This is a genomic window from Caenimonas koreensis DSM 17982 (assembly GCF_009646335.1).
Taxonomy (GTDB): Bacteria; Pseudomonadota; Gammaproteobacteria; order Burkholderiales; family Burkholderiaceae_C; genus Ramlibacter; species Ramlibacter koreensis.
The window spans coordinates 1-21295 of sequence record NZ_WJBU01000014.1 but is presented as its reverse complement, the minus strand read 5'-3'; the positions used below and the strand labels follow the sequence as shown (position 1 = coordinate 21295).

At 64.4% G+C, this 21295-nt stretch carries 19 protein-coding genes; 12 read left to right on the top strand and 7 right to left on the bottom strand.

All coding sequences use genetic code 11. The annotated features are described in order from the left end of the window. The first annotated feature begins 7 nt into the window (after positions 1-7). The 5 genes from GHT07_RS14880 to GHT07_RS14860 all read left to right on the top strand — a co-directional run bounded on the left by GHT07_RS14880 (position 8) and on the right by GHT07_RS14860 (position 4703). Positions 8-742, top strand: coding sequence for an AzlC family ABC transporter permease (locus tag GHT07_RS14880; RefSeq protein WP_153585895.1), 735 nt, complete (start codon positions 8-10; stop codon positions 740-742). Further along, positions 739-1086: an AzlD domain-containing protein gene (locus GHT07_RS14875; RefSeq protein ID WP_153585894.1), complete on the top strand. Its 348-nt coding sequence runs from the start codon at positions 739-741 to the stop codon at positions 1084-1086. Before GHT07_RS14880 ends, GHT07_RS14875 begins: the two co-directional genes overlap by 4 nt. Before the next feature lie 33 nt (positions 1087-1119). Then, positions 1120-2313: a phosphoglycerate kinase gene (locus tag GHT07_RS14870; RefSeq protein WP_153585893.1), complete on the top strand. Its 1194-nt coding sequence runs from the start codon at positions 1120-1122 to the stop codon at positions 2311-2313. Between the two features lie 63 nt (positions 2314-2376). Next, positions 2377-3810 (top strand): pyruvate kinase, encoded by a 1434-nt coding sequence (gene pyk / locus GHT07_RS14865; RefSeq protein WP_153585892.1) that lies wholly within the window; start codon positions 2377-2379, stop codon positions 3808-3810. Between the two features lie 53 nt (positions 3811-3863). Further along, entirely contained in the window at positions 3864-4703 is an 840-nt protein-coding gene (locus tag GHT07_RS14860) for an alpha/beta hydrolase (RefSeq protein ID WP_153585891.1), read from the top strand. 44 nt (positions 4704-4747) lie between these two features. On the opposite strand, the gene GHT07_RS14855 is transcribed toward GHT07_RS14860, so the two are convergent. From GHT07_RS14855 to GHT07_RS14830, 6 genes are all read right to left on the bottom strand, one after another. After that, entirely contained in the window at positions 4748-5866 is a 1119-nt protein-coding gene (locus tag GHT07_RS14855) for a sensor histidine kinase (protein WP_153585890.1), read from the bottom strand. Positions 5867-5871: 5 nt separating this feature from the next. Further along, positions 5872-7353: an ATPase domain-containing protein gene (locus GHT07_RS14850; RefSeq protein WP_153585889.1), complete on the bottom strand. Its 1482-nt coding sequence runs from the start codon at positions 7351-7353 to the stop codon at positions 5872-5874. Then, on the bottom strand, positions 7350-7688 hold the full coding sequence (locus GHT07_RS14845; protein WP_153585888.1) for a hypothetical protein: 339 nt from the start codon (positions 7686-7688) through the stop codon (positions 7350-7352). Before GHT07_RS14845 ends, GHT07_RS14850 begins: the two co-directional genes overlap by 4 nt. Before the next feature lie 185 nt (positions 7689-7873). After that, positions 7874-8206, bottom strand: coding sequence for a collagen-like protein (locus tag GHT07_RS14840; protein ID WP_153585887.1), 333 nt, complete (start codon positions 8204-8206; stop codon positions 7874-7876). Between the two features lie 150 nt (positions 8207-8356). Next, positions 8357-9112, bottom strand: a complete 756-nt coding sequence (locus tag GHT07_RS14835; RefSeq protein WP_153585886.1) for a Crp/Fnr family transcriptional regulator — start codon at positions 9110-9112, stop codon at positions 8357-8359. A gap of 60 nt (positions 9113-9172) precedes the next feature. Further along, entirely contained in the window at positions 9173-11347 is a 2175-nt protein-coding gene (locus GHT07_RS14830) for a catalase (protein WP_153585885.1), read from the bottom strand. Between the two features lie 237 nt (positions 11348-11584). Between GHT07_RS14830 and GHT07_RS14825 the strand changes: the two genes are divergently transcribed. After that, on the top strand, positions 11585-11824 hold the full coding sequence (locus tag GHT07_RS14825) for a hypothetical protein (protein WP_153585884.1): 240 nt from the start codon (positions 11585-11587) through the stop codon (positions 11822-11824). Here the strand turns inward: GHT07_RS14825 and rpe are convergent. Beyond that, positions 11821-12507 (bottom strand): ribulose-phosphate 3-epimerase, encoded by a 687-nt coding sequence (gene rpe / locus GHT07_RS14820; RefSeq protein WP_153585883.1) that lies wholly within the window; start codon positions 12505-12507, stop codon positions 11821-11823. The two genes, GHT07_RS14825 and rpe, sit on opposite strands and share 4 nt — an antisense overlap. A gap of 69 nt (positions 12508-12576) precedes the next feature. Between rpe and apaG the strand changes: the two genes are divergently transcribed. The 6 genes from apaG to GHT07_RS14790 all read left to right on the top strand — a co-directional run bounded on the left by apaG (position 12577) and on the right by GHT07_RS14790 (position 21115). Beyond that, positions 12577-12957, top strand: a complete 381-nt coding sequence (gene apaG / locus GHT07_RS14815; protein ID WP_153585882.1) for a Co2+/Mg2+ efflux protein ApaG — start codon at positions 12577-12579, stop codon at positions 12955-12957. Between the two features lie 74 nt (positions 12958-13031). Next, positions 13032-14339, top strand: coding sequence for a cation:proton antiporter (locus GHT07_RS14810; RefSeq protein WP_153585881.1), 1308 nt, complete (start codon positions 13032-13034; stop codon positions 14337-14339). Between the two features lie 10 nt (positions 14340-14349). Continuing rightward, on the top strand, positions 14350-15471 hold the full coding sequence (locus GHT07_RS14805) for a YbdK family carboxylate-amine ligase (RefSeq protein ID WP_153585976.1): 1122 nt from the start codon (positions 14350-14352) through the stop codon (positions 15469-15471). A gap of 44 nt (positions 15472-15515) precedes the next feature. Then, on the top strand, positions 15516-17093 hold the full coding sequence (locus tag GHT07_RS14800) for a Re/Si-specific NAD(P)(+) transhydrogenase subunit alpha (protein ID WP_153585880.1): 1578 nt from the start codon (positions 15516-15518) through the stop codon (positions 17091-17093). Positions 17094-17112: 19 nt separating this feature from the next. Then, complete coding sequence (gene pntB / locus GHT07_RS14795; protein WP_153585879.1) at positions 17113-18525, top strand: Re/Si-specific NAD(P)(+) transhydrogenase subunit beta; 1413 nt, start codon at positions 17113-17115, stop codon at positions 18523-18525. An 889-nt stretch (positions 18526-19414) separates the two neighbouring features. Next, positions 19415-21115 (top strand): long-chain-fatty-acid--CoA ligase, encoded by a 1701-nt coding sequence (locus GHT07_RS14790; protein ID WP_153585878.1) that lies wholly within the window; start codon positions 19415-19417, stop codon positions 21113-21115. The last annotated feature ends 180 nt before the right edge of the window (positions 21116-21295 follow it).

Sequence of the window (21295 nt, the reverse complement as noted above, 5' to 3'; positions counted from 1 at the left end):
CTAGGCCATGTTTCTGCTTCGCGCCAACTACACGCATCCCGCTTTTCGCGAGGCTGCGCGCGACATGCTGCCGCTGGCAACCGGCATCGCCGCGTGGGGCCTGATGACGGGCGTTGCCATGGTGAAGTCAGGCATGAGCGTGTTCGAAGCACTCGCCATGACGCTCCTTGTTTATGCAGGCAGCGCGCAACTCGCCGCGATTCCGCTGATCGTGGCGTCGGCGCCGATGTGGGTGATTCTTGCCACTGCTTTCTGCGTGAACCTGCGCTTCGTCGTCTTCAGCCTGCACCTGCGGCCCTACCTGATGCACATGCCGCGCTGGCGTCGCCTCGTCAACGGTTTCATGACGGCCGACATGAGCTACGCGATGTTCACGCGCCGCTTCCCGCATCCGCCCACCACACCCGAAGAACAGCACCAGCAGGAGGCCTTCCTGTGCGGCAACTACTTCGTGACTTGGGCCAGCTGGATGGCCTCCAGCGTGATCGGCATCGTGCTGGGCAACCTCATTCCCACGTCGTGGGGCCTGGGCTTTGCGGGCGTGCTGTGCCTGGTCGGCATCCTGTGCTCGCTGGCGAACACGCCGTTGCGCAGGCTGTCGGCTGTGATCGCGGGTGCTGCGGCAGTTGCAACGTACGCGTTGCCGCTCAAGCTGAACATCGTCGCGGCCATTGCGATCACTGTGGCAATTGCCTTCGTGCTGGACAAGAAGCTCGCGCCACCGCCGGAGCCCACGGCATGACGGCCGCCAGCGGCACGACCGATGTGTGGACACTCGCCGTCATCATCGGCCTGGCCGGCATCAGCGTGCTCACGCGCTGCTTCTTCTTCATCCTCGACAGGCCATGGGAGCTGCCCCAGTGGGCCCATCGCGCATTGCAATACGCACCGGTCGCAGCGCTTGCCGGCGTGCTCGCGCCTGAAATCGTGATGCAGGGCGGCCACTTCATCACGACGTTCCACGATGCGCGTGTGTACGGCGCGGCGATGGGTGCTCTCGTTTACTTCTGGCGGCACAGCGTGCTGCTCACCATCATTGCGGGCATGGCGGTGTACCTGCCCATGCACCTCGGGCTGGGCTGGTAAGGCTCTGCAAGGCTCGCCTCGTAAAATCGGCGCATGAACATCCTGCGCTTTTCAGACCTGTGCGACCAGGGCCGCGTTGCCGGCCAGCGAGTCTTCATCCGAGCCGATCTCAATGTGCCGCAGGACGATGACGGCAACATCACCGAGGACACGCGCGTGCGTGCATCGGTGCCCTGCATCGAGATGGCGCTGAAGGCCGGCGCGGCCGTGATGGTCACGTCGCACCTGGGCCGGCCCACCGAGGGCGAATTCAAACCCGAAGACTCGCTCGCGCCTGTTGCCAGGCGCCTGTCTGAACTGATGCATCGCGATGTGCCGCTCGTGCGCGACTGGGTCAATGGCGTCACCGTGCAGCCGGGCACGGTCGTGCTGCTCGAAAACTGCCGCGTGAACAAGGGCGAGAAGAAAAACGATACTGAGCTTGCGAAGAAGATGGCCGCGTTGTGCGACATCTACGTGAACGACGCATTCGGCACCGCCCATCGCGCCGAAGCCACCACCTACGGCATCGCCCAGTTCGCGAAGATCGCGTGCGCCGGCCCGCTGCTGTCGGCGGAAATCGACGCGATCACCAAAGCCCTCGCGCACCCGAAGCGGCCGCTCGCCGCCATCGTTGCCGGCTCCAAGGTCTCGACCAAACTCACCATCCTCGAAGCGCTTGCGAAGAACGTCGACCAGCTGATCGTCGGCGGCGGTATCGCCAACACGTTCATGCTCGCTGCGGGCCTGAAGATCGGCAAGTCGCTCGCCGAGCCTGACCTGATCGACAAGGCCAAGTCCGTCATCGAGGCGATGAAGGCGCGCGGCGCCGATGTGCCTATCCCGACTGATGTCGTCACAGCCAAGACCTTTGCCGCCGACGCGAAGGCCACCATCAAGGCCGCGACCGATGTCGAAGACGACGACCTGATTCTGGACATCGGCCCGCAGACGGCTGAACGCCTCGCCAGACAGCTCATGGCCGCCGGCACCATCGTGTGGAACGGCCCTGTGGGCGTGTTCGAGTTCGACGCATTCGCCCACGGCACCGAGACGATCGCACGTGCCATCGCCAAGTCCGATGCGTTCAGCATCGCCGGCGGCGGCGACACACTGGCTGCCATTGCCAAGTACGGCATTGAAAAAGACGTCGGCTACATCTCCACCGGTGGCGGCGCGTTCCTTGAAGTGCTGGAAGGCAAGACATTGCCGGCTTTCGAGATCCTGCAAAAGCGCGCCAACAGTTGAAACAGTTGACACACGCTTGGGCGAGAATGGCTCTTTGCCCCACCAATGCTGAAAGCCCAAGACATGGCCCGTAGAGCTACCAAGATCGTTGCAACCCTCGGGCCCGCGTCGAGCGATCCTGCACTGCTGGAGCAAATGATCCGCGCCGGCGTGAACGTCGTGCGGCTGAACTTCAGCCACGGCAAGGCGCAAGACCACATCGACCGTGCAACGCTCGTGCGCGCCGCCGCGACTCGCGCGGGGCGCGAAGTCGCGATCATGGCCGACCTGCAAGGCCCGAAGATCCGCGTCGGTAAGTTCGCCGAAGGCAAGGTGTTGCTGGAGCCAGGCAAGAAGTTCGTGCTGGATGCATCGCGCACCGAGCCTGGCGATATCAACGGTGTAGGCCTGGACTACAAGGAACTGCCGCGCGATGTGAAAGCTGGCGACCACCTGTTGCTCAACGACGGCCTGATCGTGCTGATCGTCGATGCCGTGCGGGGCGAGCAGGTGCTCACCACCGTCAAGCTCGGCGGCGAGCTGTCGAACAACAAGGGCATCAACAAGATGGGCGGCGGCCTCACGGCGCCCGCGCTCACTGCGAAAGACATGGAAGACATCCGCACCGCGATGAGCTTCCAGGCCGACTACGTGGCCGTGAGCTTCCCGCAGAACGCCACCGACATGGAAATGGCGCGCCAGCTGTGCAATGTGGCGGGCGCTGAATATCGCTTCAAGCCGGGCCTGATCGCCAAGATCGAGCGTGCCGAAGCCATCCCCAATCTCGAATCGATCTTGAAGGCCAGCGACGGCATCATGGTCGCGCGCGGCGACCTCGCGGTTGAAGTCGGCAATGCCGCTGTGCCGGCATTGCAAAAGCGGATGATTCGCCTCGCACGCGAACACGACAAGGTGGTGATCACGGCGACGCAGATGATGGAGTCGATGATCAACGCGCCCGTGCCCACACGCGCTGAAGTGAGCGACGTGGCCAACGCCGTGCTCGACGGCACCGACGCCGTGATGCTCAGCGCCGAGACCGCCGCGGGCCGCTACCCGCTCGAGACGATCATCGAAATGGCGAACATCTGCGTGGAAGCAGAAAAGGCCGAAGACGTGAAGCTCGACGCCGACTTCACCGGCATGGATTTCAGCCGCATCGACCAGTCGATCGCGATGGGCGCGCTCTTCACGGCGCACCACCTCGGCTGCAAGGCGATCGTGGCGCTGACCGACTCCGGCTCGACGCCGCTGTGGATGAGCCGTCACCGCATCCACATCCCGATCTACGCGCTGACGCCCAAGCTGATCACGCAACGCAAGATGGCGCTGTACCGCAATGTGCGGCCGCTGCTGATGGACCAGAGCGCCGACCGCGACATGGCGCTGGCTGATGCCGAGGCTCACCTGAAGCAGCGCGGCATCATGGCCACCGGCGACATCTACGCCATCACGTGTGGCGAGCCAATGGGTGCGCCAGGCGGCACCAACATGCTGAAGATCGTTCGCGTCTCCTGAATCCGCGGGCCTGTCCACCGCGTACACGACGGGTGGACTCCAATTCTTTTCCCATGACACGCCGCGCGGGCCTGATGGGCTTGCTGACGGCGCCGCTTGCTGCCTGCTCCGGCGCTGGCCTGCTGAACGCGCTGGTGCCCAGCAGCACCTACCGCAGCCGTGAGGGCGTGGCCTATGGCGCGGACCCGCGGCAAAGGCTCGACGTGTACCTGCCGCTTGAGAACAAGGCCGGCATGCCGCTGGTCGTGTTCTTCTATGGCGGCAGCTGGTCGAGTGGCGAGCGCGCTGACTATCGTTTCGTCGGGGAAGCGCTGGCCTCCCATGGCGTCGCCACGCTGATCGCCGACTATCGACTGAGCCCGCAGGTGCGCTATCCGGTCTTCCTGCAGGACTGTTCGCAAGCCGTCAAATGGGCGTTCGACCACGCAGGCGAACTCGGCGCAGCGCCGTCGCGTGTGTACCTGATGGGCCACAGCGCAGGTGCGTACAACGCAGCGATGCTCGCGCTCGATGCGCGCTGGCTCGGTGAGGCCGGCCTCGCGCCGAAGCAGCTCGCCGGCTGGATCGGCCTCGCTGGCCCGTACGACTTCCTGCCCATCGTGAACCCGCAAGCGCAAGTGGCCTTCAACTGGCCCGCAACCTTGCCCGACACGCAGCCAATCAACCACGCAACAGCGTCACCGCCCGCGTTGCTGCTGGCAGGCTCGAAGGACGACACGGTCAATCCGCAGCGCAGCACCATGGGCCTGGGCCGCAAGCTCGAGGCAGCGGGCGCGCGCGTGCGCTACCGCCTGATCGATGGCGCAAGCCACGTGACGCTCGTCGCATCTATCGGCAAGCCGCTGCGATGGATGGCGCCCGTGCTTGAAGACGTGCTGACCTTCATCGGTTAAGCGCTGTCAGCACCGCCGGCGCAGACGGCTCACTTGCGACCACTTCAGCCGGGTTTTGGATGCAGGGGTGCCAGCGGTAGCGTCACCGTGAACTCGCTGCCCAGCCCCTGGCCTTTGCTCACGGCAGTCACCAGCCCCTCATGGGCGGTGACCAGTTCGCGCACCACGGCCAGGCCGATGCCCAGTCCGCCTTCGTTGACCGCCGTGGCATGCGCGTCGCGCACGAACATGTCGAACACGTGCGGCAGCGCCCGCGCCGTGATGCCAATGCCGTTGTCGGCGATGACGATGATCACAGCGTCGCCGCGCACAGCCATCCGCAGCGAAATGACGCCGCCGGCCGGCGTGTACTTGGATGAGTTCTCCAGCAGGGTGCCAAAGATCTGCACCAGGCCGACTGTGTCGCCGAGCATCATGACCGGCCCGGCCGGGATGTCGGTCGTGAAGTGGTGGCCGTGTTCGTCCATTGAAGGCTGGCACGTCTCGATCACCTGCATCATCACGTCGCACACATCGATCAGTGTGCGTTCCAGCCGGAATTTGCCCGTGGTGATGCGCGAGCCGTCGAGCAAGTCGCCGATCAGCCGCGCCATTTGCGCCACCTGCCCCTTGATCGTCGCCTGCAATTTTGCGTGGGCCACGTCGTCCGTGCGTGCGCGGTCCAGCATCAGAGCCGCCAGCCGCAGGGGCATGAGCGGATTGCGCAATTCGTGCGCGACGGTTGCCAGGAAGGCGATCTGCCGATGGTGCGCTTCGAGCGCCGTGCTCTCCATCGCTTTGGAGTTCAGTGCGGCAATGACGAGTTGTTCATTGGCCTGGCGCAGGCGCAGCATGTTCTGCTCGCCCGCCAGGACAAGCGCGGGTGCTCCATGCGGCCGTGCGTCCAGGCCTGAAAGCGCAGCCGCCTGCGACAGCTTGCCGAGCTGGCTGGTGGCTGCTTCGGCCAGGGCCTCCGCGCGCATGGCGGCGAGCACCAGCTGCTCGTTCGCCTGCCGCATCAATACGCCAGGCGATTGAGCGAAGTCGCTCTCCACCTGCGCCAGGTCCTGGCGCAGTGCCGCCAGGTCTGCACGCATGGCGTCTGCCTGCTCGTGCAGCACAGCCAGCGCCTGCGCGGCAGCGGACGCGTCGCTGGCAGCTGCTGGCGCGGGTAGGTCGGCCATCGCGACTACCTGCGCCGGCTGGCGTTGGGCGAGTTCGGGTCATGGTGCAGGGAAGGATGGCCTCCCAGAAGGCCCTCATAGCCTTCGAGCGGCCCGCCGATGCGGATGCCTTCGTCGTCGATCTGGTATGTGCGCAGCTCGTTGGAGTGCGCGCTGTCGCGCACCTTGGCCACGGCCATGACGCGCAGCAGGCGGCTGCCGATTTCCACATAGCGTTGCACGATGATCGCGTCGGTGAGGAACGCGGTGCCGTAGGGACTGAAGCGCAGGTCGTCGTAGCGGTCTTCGAGCTCCGAGGTCATCATCACCGTCACGCCTGTGCTGGCAAGCGCCGACACCATGCGCGCGAGCGATTCGCGAAAGTCTTCGCGGAATGTGGGAGCAAGTGTCAGCTCGAAACCCGACAGGGAATCGATCACCACGCGTGTTGCGTTCAGGCGCCTGATCTCTGCGATGAGGAGTGTGGCGATTTCATCGACCGACAGGCCCGGCGAACGCGCGTCGACCACACCGACACGGCCTGCCTCGATCAGCCGTGCCAGTTCGGTCCCGCCGGACTTGCCGGCCCGCTGCTCGAAGGCTGCGATCACGCCCGTCTCGCCCCTGCGCGCGCCTTGCACCAGAAAGCTCGACGCCATGATGGTCTTGCCGGCCCCCGTGGGCCCCGCCACAAGCAGTGAGTAGCCACGCGGCAGGCCACCGCCCATCATGTCGTCCAGTCCCGGCACACCCATGCCCACGCGCTCGCCATGGGCCGCGGTGGAAATACTGTGGGATACATCGGAGAACTGCGGCGGCGGATACACGTGAATGCCGGCTTCGCTCATGCGAAAGGTGTGCAGCCCCGCGAGTGTGGGCTGCCCGCGCATCTTCACGACTTCCATCTTGCGCACGACCGAGTTGCGCTGCACGCTCTGGCGCAGCCAGATCAGGCCGTCGGCCACTGTGAAGATCGGGTTCGGGTCGTTGTCGGTGAAGTATTCACCGATGAGAAAGGTGGTGGCCTGCCAGCTCGTCATCAGCATGCCGAGCTGTTGCACGAATTCCTGCAGCGACATGAAAGACTTCTTGTGGTCTGCCGCGAGCACGACGGAGCGGAACGAGTCCACAAACACCAGCCGGGGGCTGTGTGCCTGCACCTCGGCCAGGATGCGGGCCAGCACAGTGGACAGGTCGCCTGTGGCGGTCTCATCGGCCAGGTTCACAAAACGCACGCATGCGTTGACCTTGGCGTTGTCGAAAAAATCGAACTGCTGCTGGTAGCGCAGCATCTTCAATGGGGGCTCGCCCAACACGGTGAAGTAGAGGGCCGCACACTCGGGCGTGGCGAGCGCAAACAGGATCTGGTGTGCGAGCGTCGTCTTGCCGCAGCCGGGCGAGCCGGCAATCACGTTGAATGAAAATTCGGGCAGGCCGCCGCCAAGCACTTCGTCCAGTCCGGGCACGCCGGTTTTCAGGCGCTGGATGGTGGCTTTGGGCTCGGTCATGAACGGTGGTCCTGCACGGCGGGGCTGGCTGAAATAGGTGTCGGCACGGGCGGCAGCAGGCGCGCTGTCAATGACGCGCCGATCAGGCTGTGCAGCAGCTCATGAAGCGACTGCATCATGGAATCGTGTGCTGCTGTGGCCTGTGCGCTGAACTGGCCAGCCATTGCCGCGCGCAGCGCCGTGAAATCTCCGGCGGGCAAGGAGGCTTCGTACACCGCACTGAGCCACGGGTATTGCGCACAGGCCAGATGGACAGTGCGCATGTACAACGCAGCAACACCGCCCTGCCCGATGATCGGCGACAGGGCCTCGTACACGCTTGTCCAGCCGGCCACAGCAGCGTCAGCGACGTGCGAGGCGTCGGCGTCAACGGCCGTGAGGCGTGCGGGACTGGTGGCGATGTGAGCTCCTCAGCCAGGCTGCAGGCTGCAGGCTGCAGGCTGCAGGGTGTGGGGCATGGAGCGCTCATCGTGCCGTCGCGCAGGCTAGCCGTCTGTGCGGTGGCGCACGCAGCGCGAGCTCAGCGTGATGCGGGAGCAGCCGGGATCACGACCAGTGTGTCACCCGTGCGGCCGCGCTGGCCGGTGTCGCCGGTGGCACCGGTGGCGCCCGTGCTGCCAGTGCTGCCGGTGCTGCCGGTGCTGCCGGTGCTGCCGGTGCCACCCGTGGCGCCGGTGCTTCCAGTGTTGCCCGTGCTGCCCGTTGCGCCGTCAGCGCCGGTTGCACCCGCAGGGCCAGGAACGCCAGCGGCGGCGGGGACGGTGACCACGGTGGGCGGAACGACCACTTCTTTCTGGCAGGCCGTCAGGGCGATGACGCCAGCGGCGCAGATGAGGATGAGGGAGCGGTTCATGGAAATCCTTGTTCGATCTGAAAATTCAGTCGAGCCAAGATACCGGGCCAGCACGGCCTGCTCTGTACGCTGGCGCACTTAGGCGCTCGTTCGGCCTCACGTCCTACGTGCTGTGGCGGGTCTCATGCGAGGTGCTGCAGCAGCCTTGGGCTACGGCGTTCGCGCTGGGCTCTCACGGCCCTGGGATCGCGCGCCCGGTATGTCGCACATGAGGCGGTCGAATTCATGCTTGACCACCGCATAACACTCGCAGACAGACTTCTCAAGACCCTCGCGGTCGAGCACGTCAATATGGCCACGGCTGTAGCGAATGAGCCCCTGGCGCTGCAAGTGGCCTGCGGCCTCGGTCACGCCTTCGCGCCGCACGCCGAGCATGGTGGCAATCAGCTCCTGCGTCATCGACAGCGAAGTGCCTGACATGCGGTCCAGGCTCACCAGCAAGGCGCGGCACAGCTGCTGCTCCACGCAGTGGTGCCGGTTGCATACCGCAGTCTGTGTCATTTGCGTGATGAGCGACTGCGTGTACCGCAGCAGCAGGCGCATCGAAGCACCACCGCGATTGAATTCCTTTTGCAGCAGCTTGACCTTCAGCCGGTATGCGTGCCCGGCGCTGCGCACGACGGCGCGGCTGGGCATGGTCTCGCCGCCCATGAACACGGCGATACCGACGATGCCTTCATTGCCAACGACGCCGATCTCCGCGGACGATCCGTCTTCGAGCCCATACAGCAGCGAGACGATGCAGGTCGTGGGGAAGTACACGTACTCCATGACGCCGCCGGACTCGCTGAGCACCAGCCCGAGCGGCATGGGCACGAGTTCCAGGTCGCCTGCCACGCGCTCGTATTCCGCAGCCCCCAGTGCAGCAAGCAGGTGGTTTTGCGCGGTGGAGTGGGTGTCAGGCATGGAGGCGGCGCGCAAATGGGTTGCCTGGTGATTGTGCGCCGCCAGGTTGCGCGACACAGCTTACGCAGGCACCGCGTCGATGTCCGGCCGGCTGAAGTGGCGATGCCGTGCAATGGCGGCAATGAAATCCTGCGCGAGTTGCGCCCTGCCTGCCGGGTCGTTCGTGCCGATCACCACACCGGGTACTGCCGCACCGGCTCCATCGCCCGTGATGCCGACGCTGTGCAACAGGGCCGCTGCCTCGCCGATCAGGCAGATCGCCTTGCAATGCTTGTATGCCTCCAGCACGTAGTGCACCGCGGCGCCATTGCGCTGTAAAAGCTCTGCACTGGCCGCCCCACTGGGCACCAGTACGGCGTCGAACATGATCGACGGCATGTTGGTGAACGTGTGATCCACCGTGAGCTGCTGGCCCGACGAGGTCGCGACGCTGCCCAGTTGATCGGCCACGATGCGGCACGTCGCGCCCGCGTCCTGCAATGCAGTCTGCACCGCTCGCATCGCGCCGATCTCGACGCCGTTCGCAACGAGGATCGCCACTTTGCGCGTGGCAATGGCAAGGCTTGCCGGCACGTTGGCGTTGGCCTCCATGCTCAGCGCAGCCGACGATTCGATCGGCAGCTTGTTGCGCACATTGCGAAACCCCGCGCGCCCTGCGGCGGCCTTGGCGTCGGGCGCTGCAATCCCGATGCCATCGGCGACTTTGCGGGCCAGCTTCGAATCCACATGCGCCAGGTTGTCCACCATGCGCTGGCGGATCGCGACCGAATCGAGCTTCGACAGCTCGAACTGGAACGCGGCAATGATGTGTTCCTTCTCGCTGGGGCTCTGGCTGTTCCAGAAGAACGAGGCCTGGCTGAAGTGGTCGTCGAAGGTGGCGCTGCGCAGCCGGACTTTGGGCGACTCCATCTCCTGCGGGTAGCTTCGAAACCCCTGCTCCCCGCCATCCACACGGAACTCGGCGCCGCTCGCCAGCGTGTTCGGCTCGTACGCGACCTGCCCTTTGGCCACCAGCATGCGGTGCATGCCATCGCGCTGGAAATTGTGGAACGGGCACACGCCGCGGTTGATCGGGATCTCGTGAAAGTTGGGACCGCCCAGGCGCGAGAGCTGTGTGTCGGTGTATGAGAACAGGCGGCCCTGCAACAGCGGGTCGTTGCTGAAGTCGATGCCAGGGACCACATGGCCCGGATGGAAGGCGACCTGTTCGGTCTCGGCAAAGAAATTTTCAGGGTTGCGGTTGAGCACGAGCCGGCCGACGATCTGCACCGGCACCATCTCTTCGGGGATGAGCTTGGTGGGGTCGAGCAAGTCGAAACCAAGAGACTCGGCTTTCGCTTCGGGGATCAATTGCAGGCCCAGTTCCCACTCCGGGAAGTCGCCATTGGCAATGGCTTCGTGCAAGTCGCGGCGATGGAAGTCGGCGTCCTTGCCGGCGACCTTCTGCGCTTCGTCCCAGACGAGCGCGTGTTTGCCCAGCTTGGGCTTCCAGTGGAACTTCACGAAGTGGGACACACCCCTGGCATTGATCATGCGGAAGGTGTGGACGCCAAAGCCTTCCATCATGCGATAGCTGCGCGGAATGGCGCGGTCGGACATCACCCACATCAGCATGTGGGTGGTCTCGGGCATCAGCGAGACGAAGTCCCAGAAGGTGTCATGCGCGCTCGCGGCCTGCGGCATTTCGTGGTGCGGCTCGGGCTTGACGGCGTGGATCAGGTCGGGGAACTTCATCGCGTCCTGCACGAAGAACACCGGAATGTTGTTGCCCACCAGGTCGTAGTTGCCCTCGCGGGTATAGAACTTGACGGCAAAGCCGCGCGCGTCGCGCACCGTGTCGGCCGAACCGCGTGAGCCCGCCACGGTTGAAAAGCGCGCGAACACGGGCGTCTTCAACCCGACTTCCTGCAGGAAATCGGCACGCGTGTATTCGACGAGCGACTTGGTGAGCTCGAAGAAGCCGTGCGCGCCCGCTCCGCGCGCATGCACCACGCGCTCGGGAATGCGCTCGTGGTCAAAGTGCGTGATCTTCTCGCGCAGGATGAAGTCTTCGAGCAGCGTCGGGCCGCGAGCGCCTGCACGCAGCGAATTGTGGTTGTCGGCAATGACAACACCCTGGTTGGTCGTGAGCAGGTTCTCGCCCGCCTGGCTGAATGTCTCCAGCTGCTTTTGCTTGGCCTGGGCTGCTTCGCCGGCCTTGGATTTACGCTGGGCTTCCTGCTTGGACTGCGCCATTCGGTGGACTCCTGGTGATGGTGGTTGCCGCCGCGCAGGTGCTGCAGCCAAGCAATTTGTCGTGACCTACTCTACGCAAACTCATGCGCAACGTCCGTAGTGGAGCGGCGAGCGGCTGTGCAGGTCGGGCCGCTGTTGCGCGGTAGGACGGCTCCCACAAATGGCCGAGCGTCAAGGCTCGTGAGTCGCGCGCACGTCCTACTCGCGATGCCGCCCGGTGAGCTTCAGCATTCGTTCATGACAAAACCCGACAACTCAGGTGGCGAAACGGTTCCCGCGCAAGGTGAAGGGCAAGCGGAGCGACAGCAGCGCGTTCCGCGTGCACCGCATGAGCGGGACGAATCCGCCAGCAGCCAGGAGGCGGGCGATGCGCCCACGCAGGAAGTAGGCAAGCAGGCGAAAAAAGACCTGGACCGCGGCCTGGTCGACACGGACAAGCGTGCGCCGATGGACCGCGCTTATGAGCTGCAGCGCTAGCCTTTGAGCGCCACGCGCATCGCGTCGATCACGCCGCGGTAATCGCTCTTGCCAAAGATCGCGCTGCCCGCCACAAACGTGTCGGCACCGGCTGCTGCCACCTGCGCGATGTTGTCTGTCTTGATGCCGCCATCGACTTCGAGCCGGATGTCCTTGCCACACGCGTCGATGCGCTTGCGCGCCTGCTCGATCTTGCGCAGCGCGGAGTCGATGAAGCTCTGGCCGCCAAAGCCGGGGTTCACGCTCATGATCAGGATGAGGTCGATGTCGTCGATGGTCCAGTCGAGCACATCGAGCGGCTGCGCCGGGTTGAACACAAGGCCGGGTTTGCAGCCTGCTGCGCGAATCGCCTGCACGCTGCGATGCACGTGCCCCGATGCGTCGGGGTGGAAGCTGATGTAGTCGGCGCCCGCCTGCGCGAACGCCTGCGCCAGCGCATCGACAGGCTGGACCATCAGGTGCACGTCGATCGGCACTGCCTGCCCATCCGCCGTCTTTGCGTGCGGCTTCAAGGCTGAGCAGATCATCGGGCCGAACGTGAGGTTGGGCACGTAGTGGTTGTCCATCACGTCAAAGTGGATCCAGTCAGCGCCTGCAGCGATGACGCTCTTGACTTCGTCGCCGAGCCGCGCGAAGTCAGCCGAGAGGATGGAAGGCGCAATGCGGAAGGCTCTGTTGGTCATGGCGCCATTCTACGAACCGCCTGACCACACCGGCCACGCTGGTTGCCAGGCGGCGTTACGATCCACGCCATGTCCAAGTATCAGTTCCGCATCGAGGTCATGCCGCAGTACTTGCCGGAGCATTCGGCGCCCGATCAGTCGGTGTACGGCTTCGCGTACACCATCACGATCACCAATACGGGCGAGGTCGCTGCGCAACTCATCTCGCGGCACTGGATCATCACCAACGCCGCCGGCGAGATCGAGGAAGTGAAGGGGCTGGGCGTGGTCGGCCACCAGCCCATGCTCAAGCCCGGCGAGTCGTTCCAGTACGGCAGTGGCTGCCGCCTGAGAACGCAAACCGGCTCGATGCACGGCAGCTTTTTCTTTGTGGCGGACGACGGCGAGCGCTTCGACGTCGAGATCCCTGCCTTTGCGCTGGACGACGGCGCCACGCGCACGCTGCACTGAAGAGCTGGTATTCAGGGCACTGTCCTACAGCTGGGCCATATCCCGTGGGTTAGAGTGCGCCCGGGGGGAAGCACATGAATGAAATCATGGCCGTGTGGGCCGAGTGGATCCGGCCATCGGCCGGCCTGCCCACTGTTCAATGGTCGATCCTGATGGCCGTCGCCGCAGCGGCGGGCCATCTTCTGCAGCGGCATGTCGGCCTGCCCAAGGTGGTGGGCTATTCGCTCGTAGGCGCGCTCGCCGGCCTGGGCGGCTTTACGGGTGCGGTCTGGCCGCTGCAGGGCACGGCGCTGTTCCTGCTCGAGCTGGGCGTGTCTGTCGTGTTGTTCGAAGCGGGCGGGCGCATCTCGCTGCGCTGGTTCCGACACAACCCGATGGTGCTGCTGCAAAGCGTCGCCGAATCGACCTTGACGGCGCTGCTGGTGTACTACGCGCTGCGCTGGTTTGATGTGCGCCCGGTTGTCGCCGAAGCGGTGGCATTGGTGGCGATGGCCGCGTCGCCCGCCGTGCTCAGCCGCGTGATCATGGATACGCGCGCGTCCGGCCCCGTGACTGAACGCGCGATGGTGCTGGCCACGCTCAGCACGCTCTATGCCTTCACGCTGGTCAGCGCGCGCACCGGCGTGATCAACCGCGGTGAGCAGTCCATGACTGAAACACTGTTTCCGGTGCTGGTGGTGCTGGGCGTCTCGTTCGTCGTCGGCGCGTTTCTGGCGCTGGCCCTGCGTATGGCGCTGCGCGTGATGAGCCCGACCAGCGAGAACACGTCGATGCTGTTGATCTCGTTGCTGACGGCAGCAACGGCGCTTGCGGCGCACTTCGGCGGCTCGGCGCCGCTGGCCGCTCTGTTGTGCGGCATGCTGCTCAAGCAGCTCAACCCGCGCCCGTGGACGTGGCCGCGGCAGCTGGGCATTGCGGCGTCGATGCTGATGCTGCTGATGTTCGTGCTGGTCTCGGTGGTTGCGGCCAAGGCCGATTGGAACCCCGCTGTCGCGGGCCTTGTCGGCGCTGTGGTGCTGGCGCGTGCAGCCGCAAAGATCATTGGCGTGTCGGCCGCGAACTGGGGCAGCGGCACCAATTGGAAGCAGGCGATCTATACCGGCTGTGCCATGTCGCCGATGTCGTCGGTGGCGCTGTTGCTCGTGTCGCAGTTTGTGGCGACACTGCCCGAGCAGGGCCCGCGCATCGCGAGCATCGCGCTGCCCGCCATCCTGCTGATGGAGGTGGTCGGCGCGATCATCACGACGTTTGCCATTTACCGCGCAGGGGAAAGCTCGCGCCAGCGGGCAGCCGAGCCACTGCCAGGCGGCTCCCCGCCCACAGTGCAGGCCCCAGGCGCGTTCGCTCCGCCCTTCGCCGCACCAGGAGACACGCGTGGATAGCTACAAGCCACTGGCGCTCGAGCCGTTCCAGCAGTCCGCCGCGCTGTCGTTGGGTGTTGAGCTGGAGCTGCAGCTCGTGAACACACACGACTACGACCTCGCGCCGTATTCCGATGAAATGCTTCGCCTGATGGCGAATTTCGAGCTGCCCGGCGCCGTCGTGCCGGAGATGACGTCGGCCATGATCGAGATATCGACGGGCGTGTGCCAGTCGTCCTCCCAGGTGCTGGCCGAGCTCTCGCAGATCCGCGATGCGCTGGTGAAATGTGCCGACAAGCTCAATATCGCCGTTGTCGGCGGTGGCACGCATCCGTTCCAGCAGTGGCACGAGCGGCGCATCTACGACAAGCCCCGCTTTCACGAGCTGTCGGCGCTCTACGGCTACCTCAGCAAGCAGTTCACGATCTTCGGCCAGCACGTCCACGTGGGCTGCCCGGATGCGGATTCGGCGCTGCTGATGCTGCATCGCATGTCGCGCTACATCCCGCACTTCATTGCACTGTCGGCTTCGTCGCCGTATGTGCAGGGGCATGACACGCAGTTTGATTCGGCGCGGCTGAATTCCGTGTTTGCCTTTCCGATGTCGGGCCGCGCGCCCTACACCTTGAGCTGGGACGAATTCGGCAAGTTCTTTGCCAAGACCACGCGCACCGGCGTCGTCAAGAGCATGAAGGATTTTTACTGGGACATCAGGCCCAAGCCCGAGTACGGCACGATCGAGATCCGGGTGTTCGACACGCCCCTGACCGTCGAGCGCGCGGCGGCGCTTGCGGGATTCGTGCAGTCGCTGGCGTCGTGGTTCCTGCACGAGCAGCCGTTCATCCCCGTCGAAGACGACTACATGGTCTACACCTACAACCGCTTCCAGGCCTGCCGCTTCGGGCTGGATGCGGTGTATGTCGATCCAGTGACCGGGCTGCACATGCCGCTGCGCGAGCGCATCGCCATGACCTTGCGGGCCATTGGCGACCATGCGCGCCAGCTGGGCGCCAGTGCCGGCGTGCAGTTGCTCGGCGAAGATGCGGAACTGGGCACGAACGACGCGCGCTGGCTGCGCGAGAAGCAGGCGCGCGAGCGGCTGCTGGCGGAAGTGACGCGTCAGGGGGCCATGCGGTTTCGCGGCAGAGGCTGATGTAAGCTCGCGGGTCAGCCCCATATGACCCGAGGAGACACCGCATGCAGATAGGCGTTCCAGCCGAAACGGCAGCAGGCGAAAAGCGCGTTGCAACTGTGCCCGATGTAGTCGAGAAACTGGTCAAGCTCGGGTTTGCCGTCGCGGTGCAAAGCGGCGCCGGTGACGCAGCGAATTTCGCGGACGACGCGTATGCCGCTGCAGGTGCGCGAATCGTGCCGACCGCTGCCGACCTGTGGGCCAGCTCCGATATCGTTTTCAAAGTGCGCGCGCCCAGCCCGCAGGAAGTCGCGTTGATGCGCGAAGGCGGCATGCTGCTCGGCTTCGTGTGGCCCGCCCAGAACCCCGAGCTGATGCAGCAACTCGCCGCCCGCAAGGCAACGGTGCTGGCGATCGACTCGCTGCCGCGCCAGCTGTCACGCGCACAGAAGATGGACGCGCTCACGTCGATGGCGGGCATCAGCGGCTACCGCGCGGTGATCGAAGCAGCGCACGCCTTCGGCCGCTTCTTCAATGGCCAGATCACGGCGGCGGGCAAGGTGCCGCCAGCGAAAGTTTTTGTCGCAGGCGCGGGCGTTGCAGGCCTGGCGGCCATCGGCACGGCAGCCAACCTGGGCGCCATCGTGCGTGCCAACGACACGCGCGCTGAAGTGGCGGACCAGGTCGTGTCGCTAGGCGGTGAGTTCGTGAAGGTCGATTACGAGGAAGAAGGCTCGGGCGGCGGCGGCTACGCCAAGGTCATGAGCGAAGGCTTCATGCAGGCCCAGCGCGAGATGTACGCGCAGCAGGCCAAGGACGCCGACATCATCATCACCACGGCGCTCATCCCGGGCAAGCCTGCGCCGAAACTCATCACCGCCGCGATGGTGCAGTCGATGAAGCCGGGCAGCGTGATCGTGGACATGGCGGCCGAGAACGGCGGCAACTGCGAGTTGACTGAGCCGGGTCAGGCCGTGGTCAAGCACGGCGTGACGATCGTCGGCTACACCGACCTCGTCAGCCGCCTGGCCAAGCAGTCGTCCACGCTCTATTCGAACAACCTGCTGCGCGTGGCCGAAGAGCTGTGCAAGGCGAAGGACGGCGTCGTCGTTGTCAACATGGAAGACGACGCCATCCGCGGCCTCACGGTGATCAAGGACGGCACGGTGACATGGCCCGCTCCACCGCTGAAGCTTCCCGCGGCGCCAGCCGCCAAGCCGGTCGTGGCGGCAGCAGCGGCCAAGGGCCACGGCCATGGCGAGAGCGAGCCGATGGACGGCAAGTCGCTCGCCATGGTGTTCGGCGGCGGCGCGTTGCTGTTCCTGCTGGTGGGCTTGTATGCGCCCGCAAGCTTCCTGTCGCACTTCACGGTGTTCGTGCTCGCGTGCTTCATCGGCTACATGGTGATCTGGAACGTGAAGCCTTCGCTGCACACGCCGCTCATGAGCGTGACGAACGCGATCTCGTCGATCATCGCGCTTGGCGCGCTGGTGCAGATCGCGCCGCCGCTCACCGGCGCGAATGCCGACAGGCCCTCGCAACTGATTCTGGGCCTGGCCGTTTTCGCGCTTGCGCTCACGGCCGTCAACATGTTCGGCGGCTTCGCGGTCACGCGTCGCATGCTGGCAATGTTCCGCAAATAACAGCGAGAAGAACAAGAACATGACCTCCAGCCTCGCCACCATCTGCTACATCGGCGCCACCATCCTTTTCATCCTGAGCCTGGGTGGCCTGTCCAACCCCGAGACCGCGCGTCGCGGCAATCTCTTCGGCATCATCGGCATGGCGCTTGCCGTGGTCGCCACGGTGCTCGGTCCGCGCGTCACGCCTGCTGGCTACGCGTGGATCGTCGGTGCGCTCGTCGTGGGCGGCAGTGTCGGCCTCATCGCAGCGAAAAAGGTGCAGATGACGCAGATGCCCGAGCTCGTCGCGTTGATGCACAGCCTTGTCGGCCTGGCCGCGTGCCTGGTCGGCTTCGCGAGCTATGTCGATACGTCGATTGAATTCACGGGCGCCGAAAAGGCCATCCACGAGATGGAGATTTATGTCGGCATCCTGATCGGCGCTGTGACGTTCTCTGGCTCCATCATCGCTTTCGGCAAGCTGTCTGGCCGCATTGGCGGCAAGCCGCTGCTGCTGCCGGGGCGGCACTTGATGAACCTCGCCGGGCTGCTGGTCGTGGTCTGGTTCGCGCGCGAGTTCATGAACGCACCGACCATCCAGGCCGGCATGACGCCGCTGATCGTGATGACCGTGATCGCGCTGCTCTTTGGCGTGCACATGGTGATGGCCATTGGCGGCGCCGATATGCCGGTGGTCGTCTCGATGCTCAATAGTTATTCGGGCTGGGCCGCTGCGGCGACGGGCTTCATGCTCTCGAACGACTTGCTGATTGTGGTGGGCGCTCTCGTCGGGTCGTCCGGCGCGATCCTGTCGTACATCATGTGCAAGGCGATGAACCGCAACTTCTTCAGCGTGATCGCGGGTGGTTTCGGCACAGGTGGCGGCGCGCCGGCGGCAAGCGGCGCGGGTGCGCAGCCGGCGGGTGAGGTGTCGCCGATCAACGCGCAGGAAACTGCAGAAATGCTGCGTGAGTCCAAGAGCGTGATCATCGTGCCGGGGTATGGCATGGCGGTGGCGCAGGCGCAGCACACGGTCTATGAAATCACCAAGCTGCTGCGCGAGCGCGGCGTGAATGTCCGCTTCGGCATTCACCCCGTTGCGGGCCGCATGCCGGGGCACATGAATGTGCTGCTGGCCGAAGCCAAGGTGCCCTATGACATCGTCCTGGAGATGGACGAGATCAATGAGGACTTCCCCGAGACGGACGTGACCATGGTGATCGGCGCGAACGACATCGTGAACCCTGCTGCGCAGGACGACCCCACCAGCCCGATTGCCGGCATGCCGGTGCTGGAGGTGTGGAAGGCGCGCACGTCGATCGTGATGAAGCGAAGCATGGCTTCGGGCTATGCGGGTGTCGACAACCCGCTGTTCTACAAGGACAACAATCGCATGTTGTTCGGCGATGCCAAGAAGATGCTGGATGAGGTGCTTGCGGCGTTGAAGGGTTGATTGCTGATTGCTGCTGCTGTTGTTCAGTGCGCTCGCGGCAAGTGGACTCTGGCTGTCTGTTCGGGGCGCTCGCGGCAGGTGGACTCTGGCGGGGCCTCATGCTTTTGTGGTTTGCGCTTGTCGCGCAAACGTCGCTTCAAGAATTGGCTCGAAGCCGGTGCGAAAGAACTCACTGCGCCTAAAGGCTCCGTTCAAACAGCTTTCGCAAGTCAGTTCACAAGTCGCGCTAAAGCGCGATCCGGCTTCAAGCCAATTCTTGAAGCCACAAAAGAAATCGCCCCACCAGAGTCCACCTGCCGCGAGTTCACCAACGGGGGGGTGTTTGACTCAAGTCTCGGCTCGCTTCGCATTGCCTGGGATTGGAGAGCAGTGCGGTCGAGCGAAAGGCGTTCGCGGCCAATTGCTGCGCGCACAAACCGATAAGACACAGAGCGGTTGGTGTCTCGTTGATCAAGCGCAGCCGTTGGCTCGTGGCAGGCGGACTCTGGCGTGGCCGACTTCTGTGAGCGGCTTTGAAATTTGTCTTCAGGCCGGATCGCGCTTTAGCGCGACACGTAATCTGACTCGCAAAAGCTGTTTGACCGGAGAGTTTGCTTGCAAACTCGCAGGGAGTTCTTTTGCGCCGGCCTGAAGACAAATTTCAAAGCGGAGTTTGCGCGACTAGCGCAAACCGTCACAGCAGGAGGCCGCGCCAGAGTCCGCCTGCCGCGAGCAGCCCTGAACAGACGAAGTGCCCTGAACAAGCGAGCGCTCCGGCCACTGGGGCGCCCCCAAATTCCCTCCGTCGTAGGTACGCCTCCCCAGAGCGTCATAGGGAAAACAAGGGGAAACCCGTGAAGCGCCCAGAGGACAATGCCCGCAAGACAAACCGGGACCTGGAGACACACCGATGAGCGCCGTAATCAGCAACAGCAACACCGACCGCCCCTGGCTCAGTTCCTATTCGCCAGGCGTGCCGGCGGATATCGACCCCACGCAGTACACCTCGCTCGTCCAGCTGATGGACGAGGCGTTCACCAAGTACGCCGACCGCGTCGCCTACAGCTTCATGGGCAAGGAAGTGACCTTCGCACAGACCGACGCGCTGAGCGCTTTGCTCGCCGCCTACCTGCAGGGCCTGGGCCTGGTCAAAGGCGATCGCGTGGCCATCATGATGCCCAACGTGCCGCAGTACCCGGTGGCAGTCGCAGCCATCCTGCGCGCAGGCTTCGTGGTGGTGAACGTGAACCCGCTTTACACACCGCGCGAGCTCGAACACCAGTTGAAGGACTCGGGCTCCAAGGCCATCGTGATCATCGAGAACTTCGCGAATACGCTGGAGCAGTGCATTGCCAGCACGCCGGTCAAGCACATTGTGCTGGCCGCGTTCGGCGACATGCTGGGCATGCTCAAGGGCGCACTCGTGAACTACGTGGTGCGCAACAAAAAGAAGATGGTGCCGGCCTTCAACCTGCCAGGCGCCGTGCGCTTTAACGACGCGCTGGCACAAGGCCGCCGCGGCTCGTTCAAGAAGCCTGACATCAAGTTCGAAGACGTGGCCGTGCTGCAATACACCGGCGGCACAACAGGCGTGTCGAAGGGCGCGGTGCTGCTGCACAAGAACATCATCGCGAACGTGCTGCAGTCCGAGGCTTTCAACAAGCCGGTGATGGAAAAGGTGCCTGCAAACGAGCAGCCGACCAGCGTGTGCGCGCTGCCGCTGTATCACATCTTCGCGTTCACGGTGGGCATGATGCTGTCGATGCGCACGGGCGGAAAGCTGATCCTGATCCCGAATCCGCGCGACCTGCCCGCTGTGCTCAAGGAGCTGTCCAAGCACACGATCCACAGCTTCCCGGCGGTCAACACGCTGTTCAATGGGCTGGCGAACCATCCCGATTTCAACACCGTGAACTGGAAGAACCTCAAGGTCTCCCTCGGCGGCGGCATGGCCGTGCAGGGCGCGGTCGCCAAGCAGTGGCTCGAGAAAACGGGCTGCCCCATCGTCGAAGGCTATGGCCTGTCGGAGACTTCGCCTTCGGCCAGTTGCAACCCGCCCACGAGCACAGAATTCACCGGCACCATCGGTGTGCCGTTGCCCAGCACGTATTTCAAGCTGCTCGACGACGACGGCAATGAAGTGCCGATGGGCCAGCCCGGTGAGATCGCGATCAAGGGCCCGCAGGTCATGGCCGGCTACTGGCAGCGCCCCGACGAGACGGCCAAGGTCATGACGCCCGATGGCTACTTCAAGTCGGGCGATATCGGCACGGTCGATGCGCGGGGCTACTACAAGATCGTGGACCGCAAGAAGGACATGGTGCTGGTCAGCGGCTTCAACGTGTATCCGAATGAGGTCGAAGACGTGGTTGCCACGCTGCCTGGCGTGATGGAATGCGCCGTGGTTGGTGTGCCCGACGACAAGACGGGCGAAGCCGTGAAGCTCGTGATCGTGAAGAAGGATCCGTCGCTCACTGAAGCGCAGGTGCGCGACTTCTGCCGCGCCAATCTCACCGGCTACAAGCAGCCGAAGGTCGTCGAGTTCCGCACTGACTTGCCCAAGACGCCTGTGGGCAAGATCCTGCGGCGCGAGTTGCGCGACAAGAAGTAGTCTTCTTTGCGGCTGATGATTTAAGGGCGCTATCGCTGTTCAGTGCGGTGTCGCTGTTCAGTGCGCTATCGCTGTTCGGGGCGGGCCGCGGCCGTCCGGTGGCCGATTCACTCCGTGTCATTCCGCCGGCCACGAGGCCGGGCTCCCTTCTTTACCTGCGTGAATCGGCCACCGGACGTC

Coding starts and splice junctions, on each gene's coding strand:
- GHT07_RS14880 (WP_153585895.1), top strand. CDS start 8: ATGTTTCTGCTTCGCGCCAACTACACGCATCCCGCTTTTCGCGAGGCT.
- GHT07_RS14875 (WP_153585894.1), top strand. CDS start 739: ATGACGGCCGCCAGCGGCACGACCGATGTGTGGACACTCGCCGTCATC.
- GHT07_RS14870 (WP_153585893.1), top strand. CDS start 1,120: ATGAACATCCTGCGCTTTTCAGACCTGTGCGACCAGGGCCGCGTTGCC.
- pyk (WP_153585892.1), top strand. CDS start 2,377: ATGGCCCGTAGAGCTACCAAGATCGTTGCAACCCTCGGGCCCGCGTCG.
- GHT07_RS14860 (WP_153585891.1), top strand. CDS start 3,864: ATGACACGCCGCGCGGGCCTGATGGGCTTGCTGACGGCGCCGCTTGCT.
- GHT07_RS14855 (WP_153585890.1), bottom strand. CDS start 5,866: ATGGCCGACCTACCCGCGCCAGCAGCTGCCAGCGACGCGTCCGCTGCC.
- GHT07_RS14850 (WP_153585889.1), bottom strand. CDS start 7,353: ATGACCGAGCCCAAAGCCACCATCCAGCGCCTGAAAACCGGCGTGCCC.
- GHT07_RS14840 (WP_153585887.1), bottom strand. CDS start 8,206: ATGAACCGCTCCCTCATCCTCATCTGCGCCGCTGGCGTCATCGCCCTG.
- GHT07_RS14835 (WP_153585886.1), bottom strand. CDS start 9,112: ATGCCTGACACCCACTCCACCGCGCAAAACCACCTGCTTGCTGCACTG.
- GHT07_RS14830 (WP_153585885.1), bottom strand. CDS start 11,347: ATGGCGCAGTCCAAGCAGGAAGCCCAGCGTAAATCCAAGGCCGGCGAA.
- GHT07_RS14825 (WP_153585884.1), top strand. CDS start 11,585: ATGACAAAACCCGACAACTCAGGTGGCGAAACGGTTCCCGCGCAAGGT.
- rpe (WP_153585883.1), bottom strand. CDS start 12,507: ATGACCAACAGAGCCTTCCGCATTGCGCCTTCCATCCTCTCGGCTGAC.
- apaG (WP_153585882.1), top strand. CDS start 12,577: ATGTCCAAGTATCAGTTCCGCATCGAGGTCATGCCGCAGTACTTGCCG.
- GHT07_RS14810 (WP_153585881.1), top strand. CDS start 13,032: ATGAATGAAATCATGGCCGTGTGGGCCGAGTGGATCCGGCCATCGGCC.
- GHT07_RS14800 (WP_153585880.1), top strand. CDS start 15,516: ATGCAGATAGGCGTTCCAGCCGAAACGGCAGCAGGCGAAAAGCGCGTT.
- pntB (WP_153585879.1), top strand. CDS start 17,113: ATGACCTCCAGCCTCGCCACCATCTGCTACATCGGCGCCACCATCCTT.
- GHT07_RS14790 (WP_153585878.1), top strand. CDS start 19,415: ATGAGCGCCGTAATCAGCAACAGCAACACCGACCGCCCCTGGCTCAGT.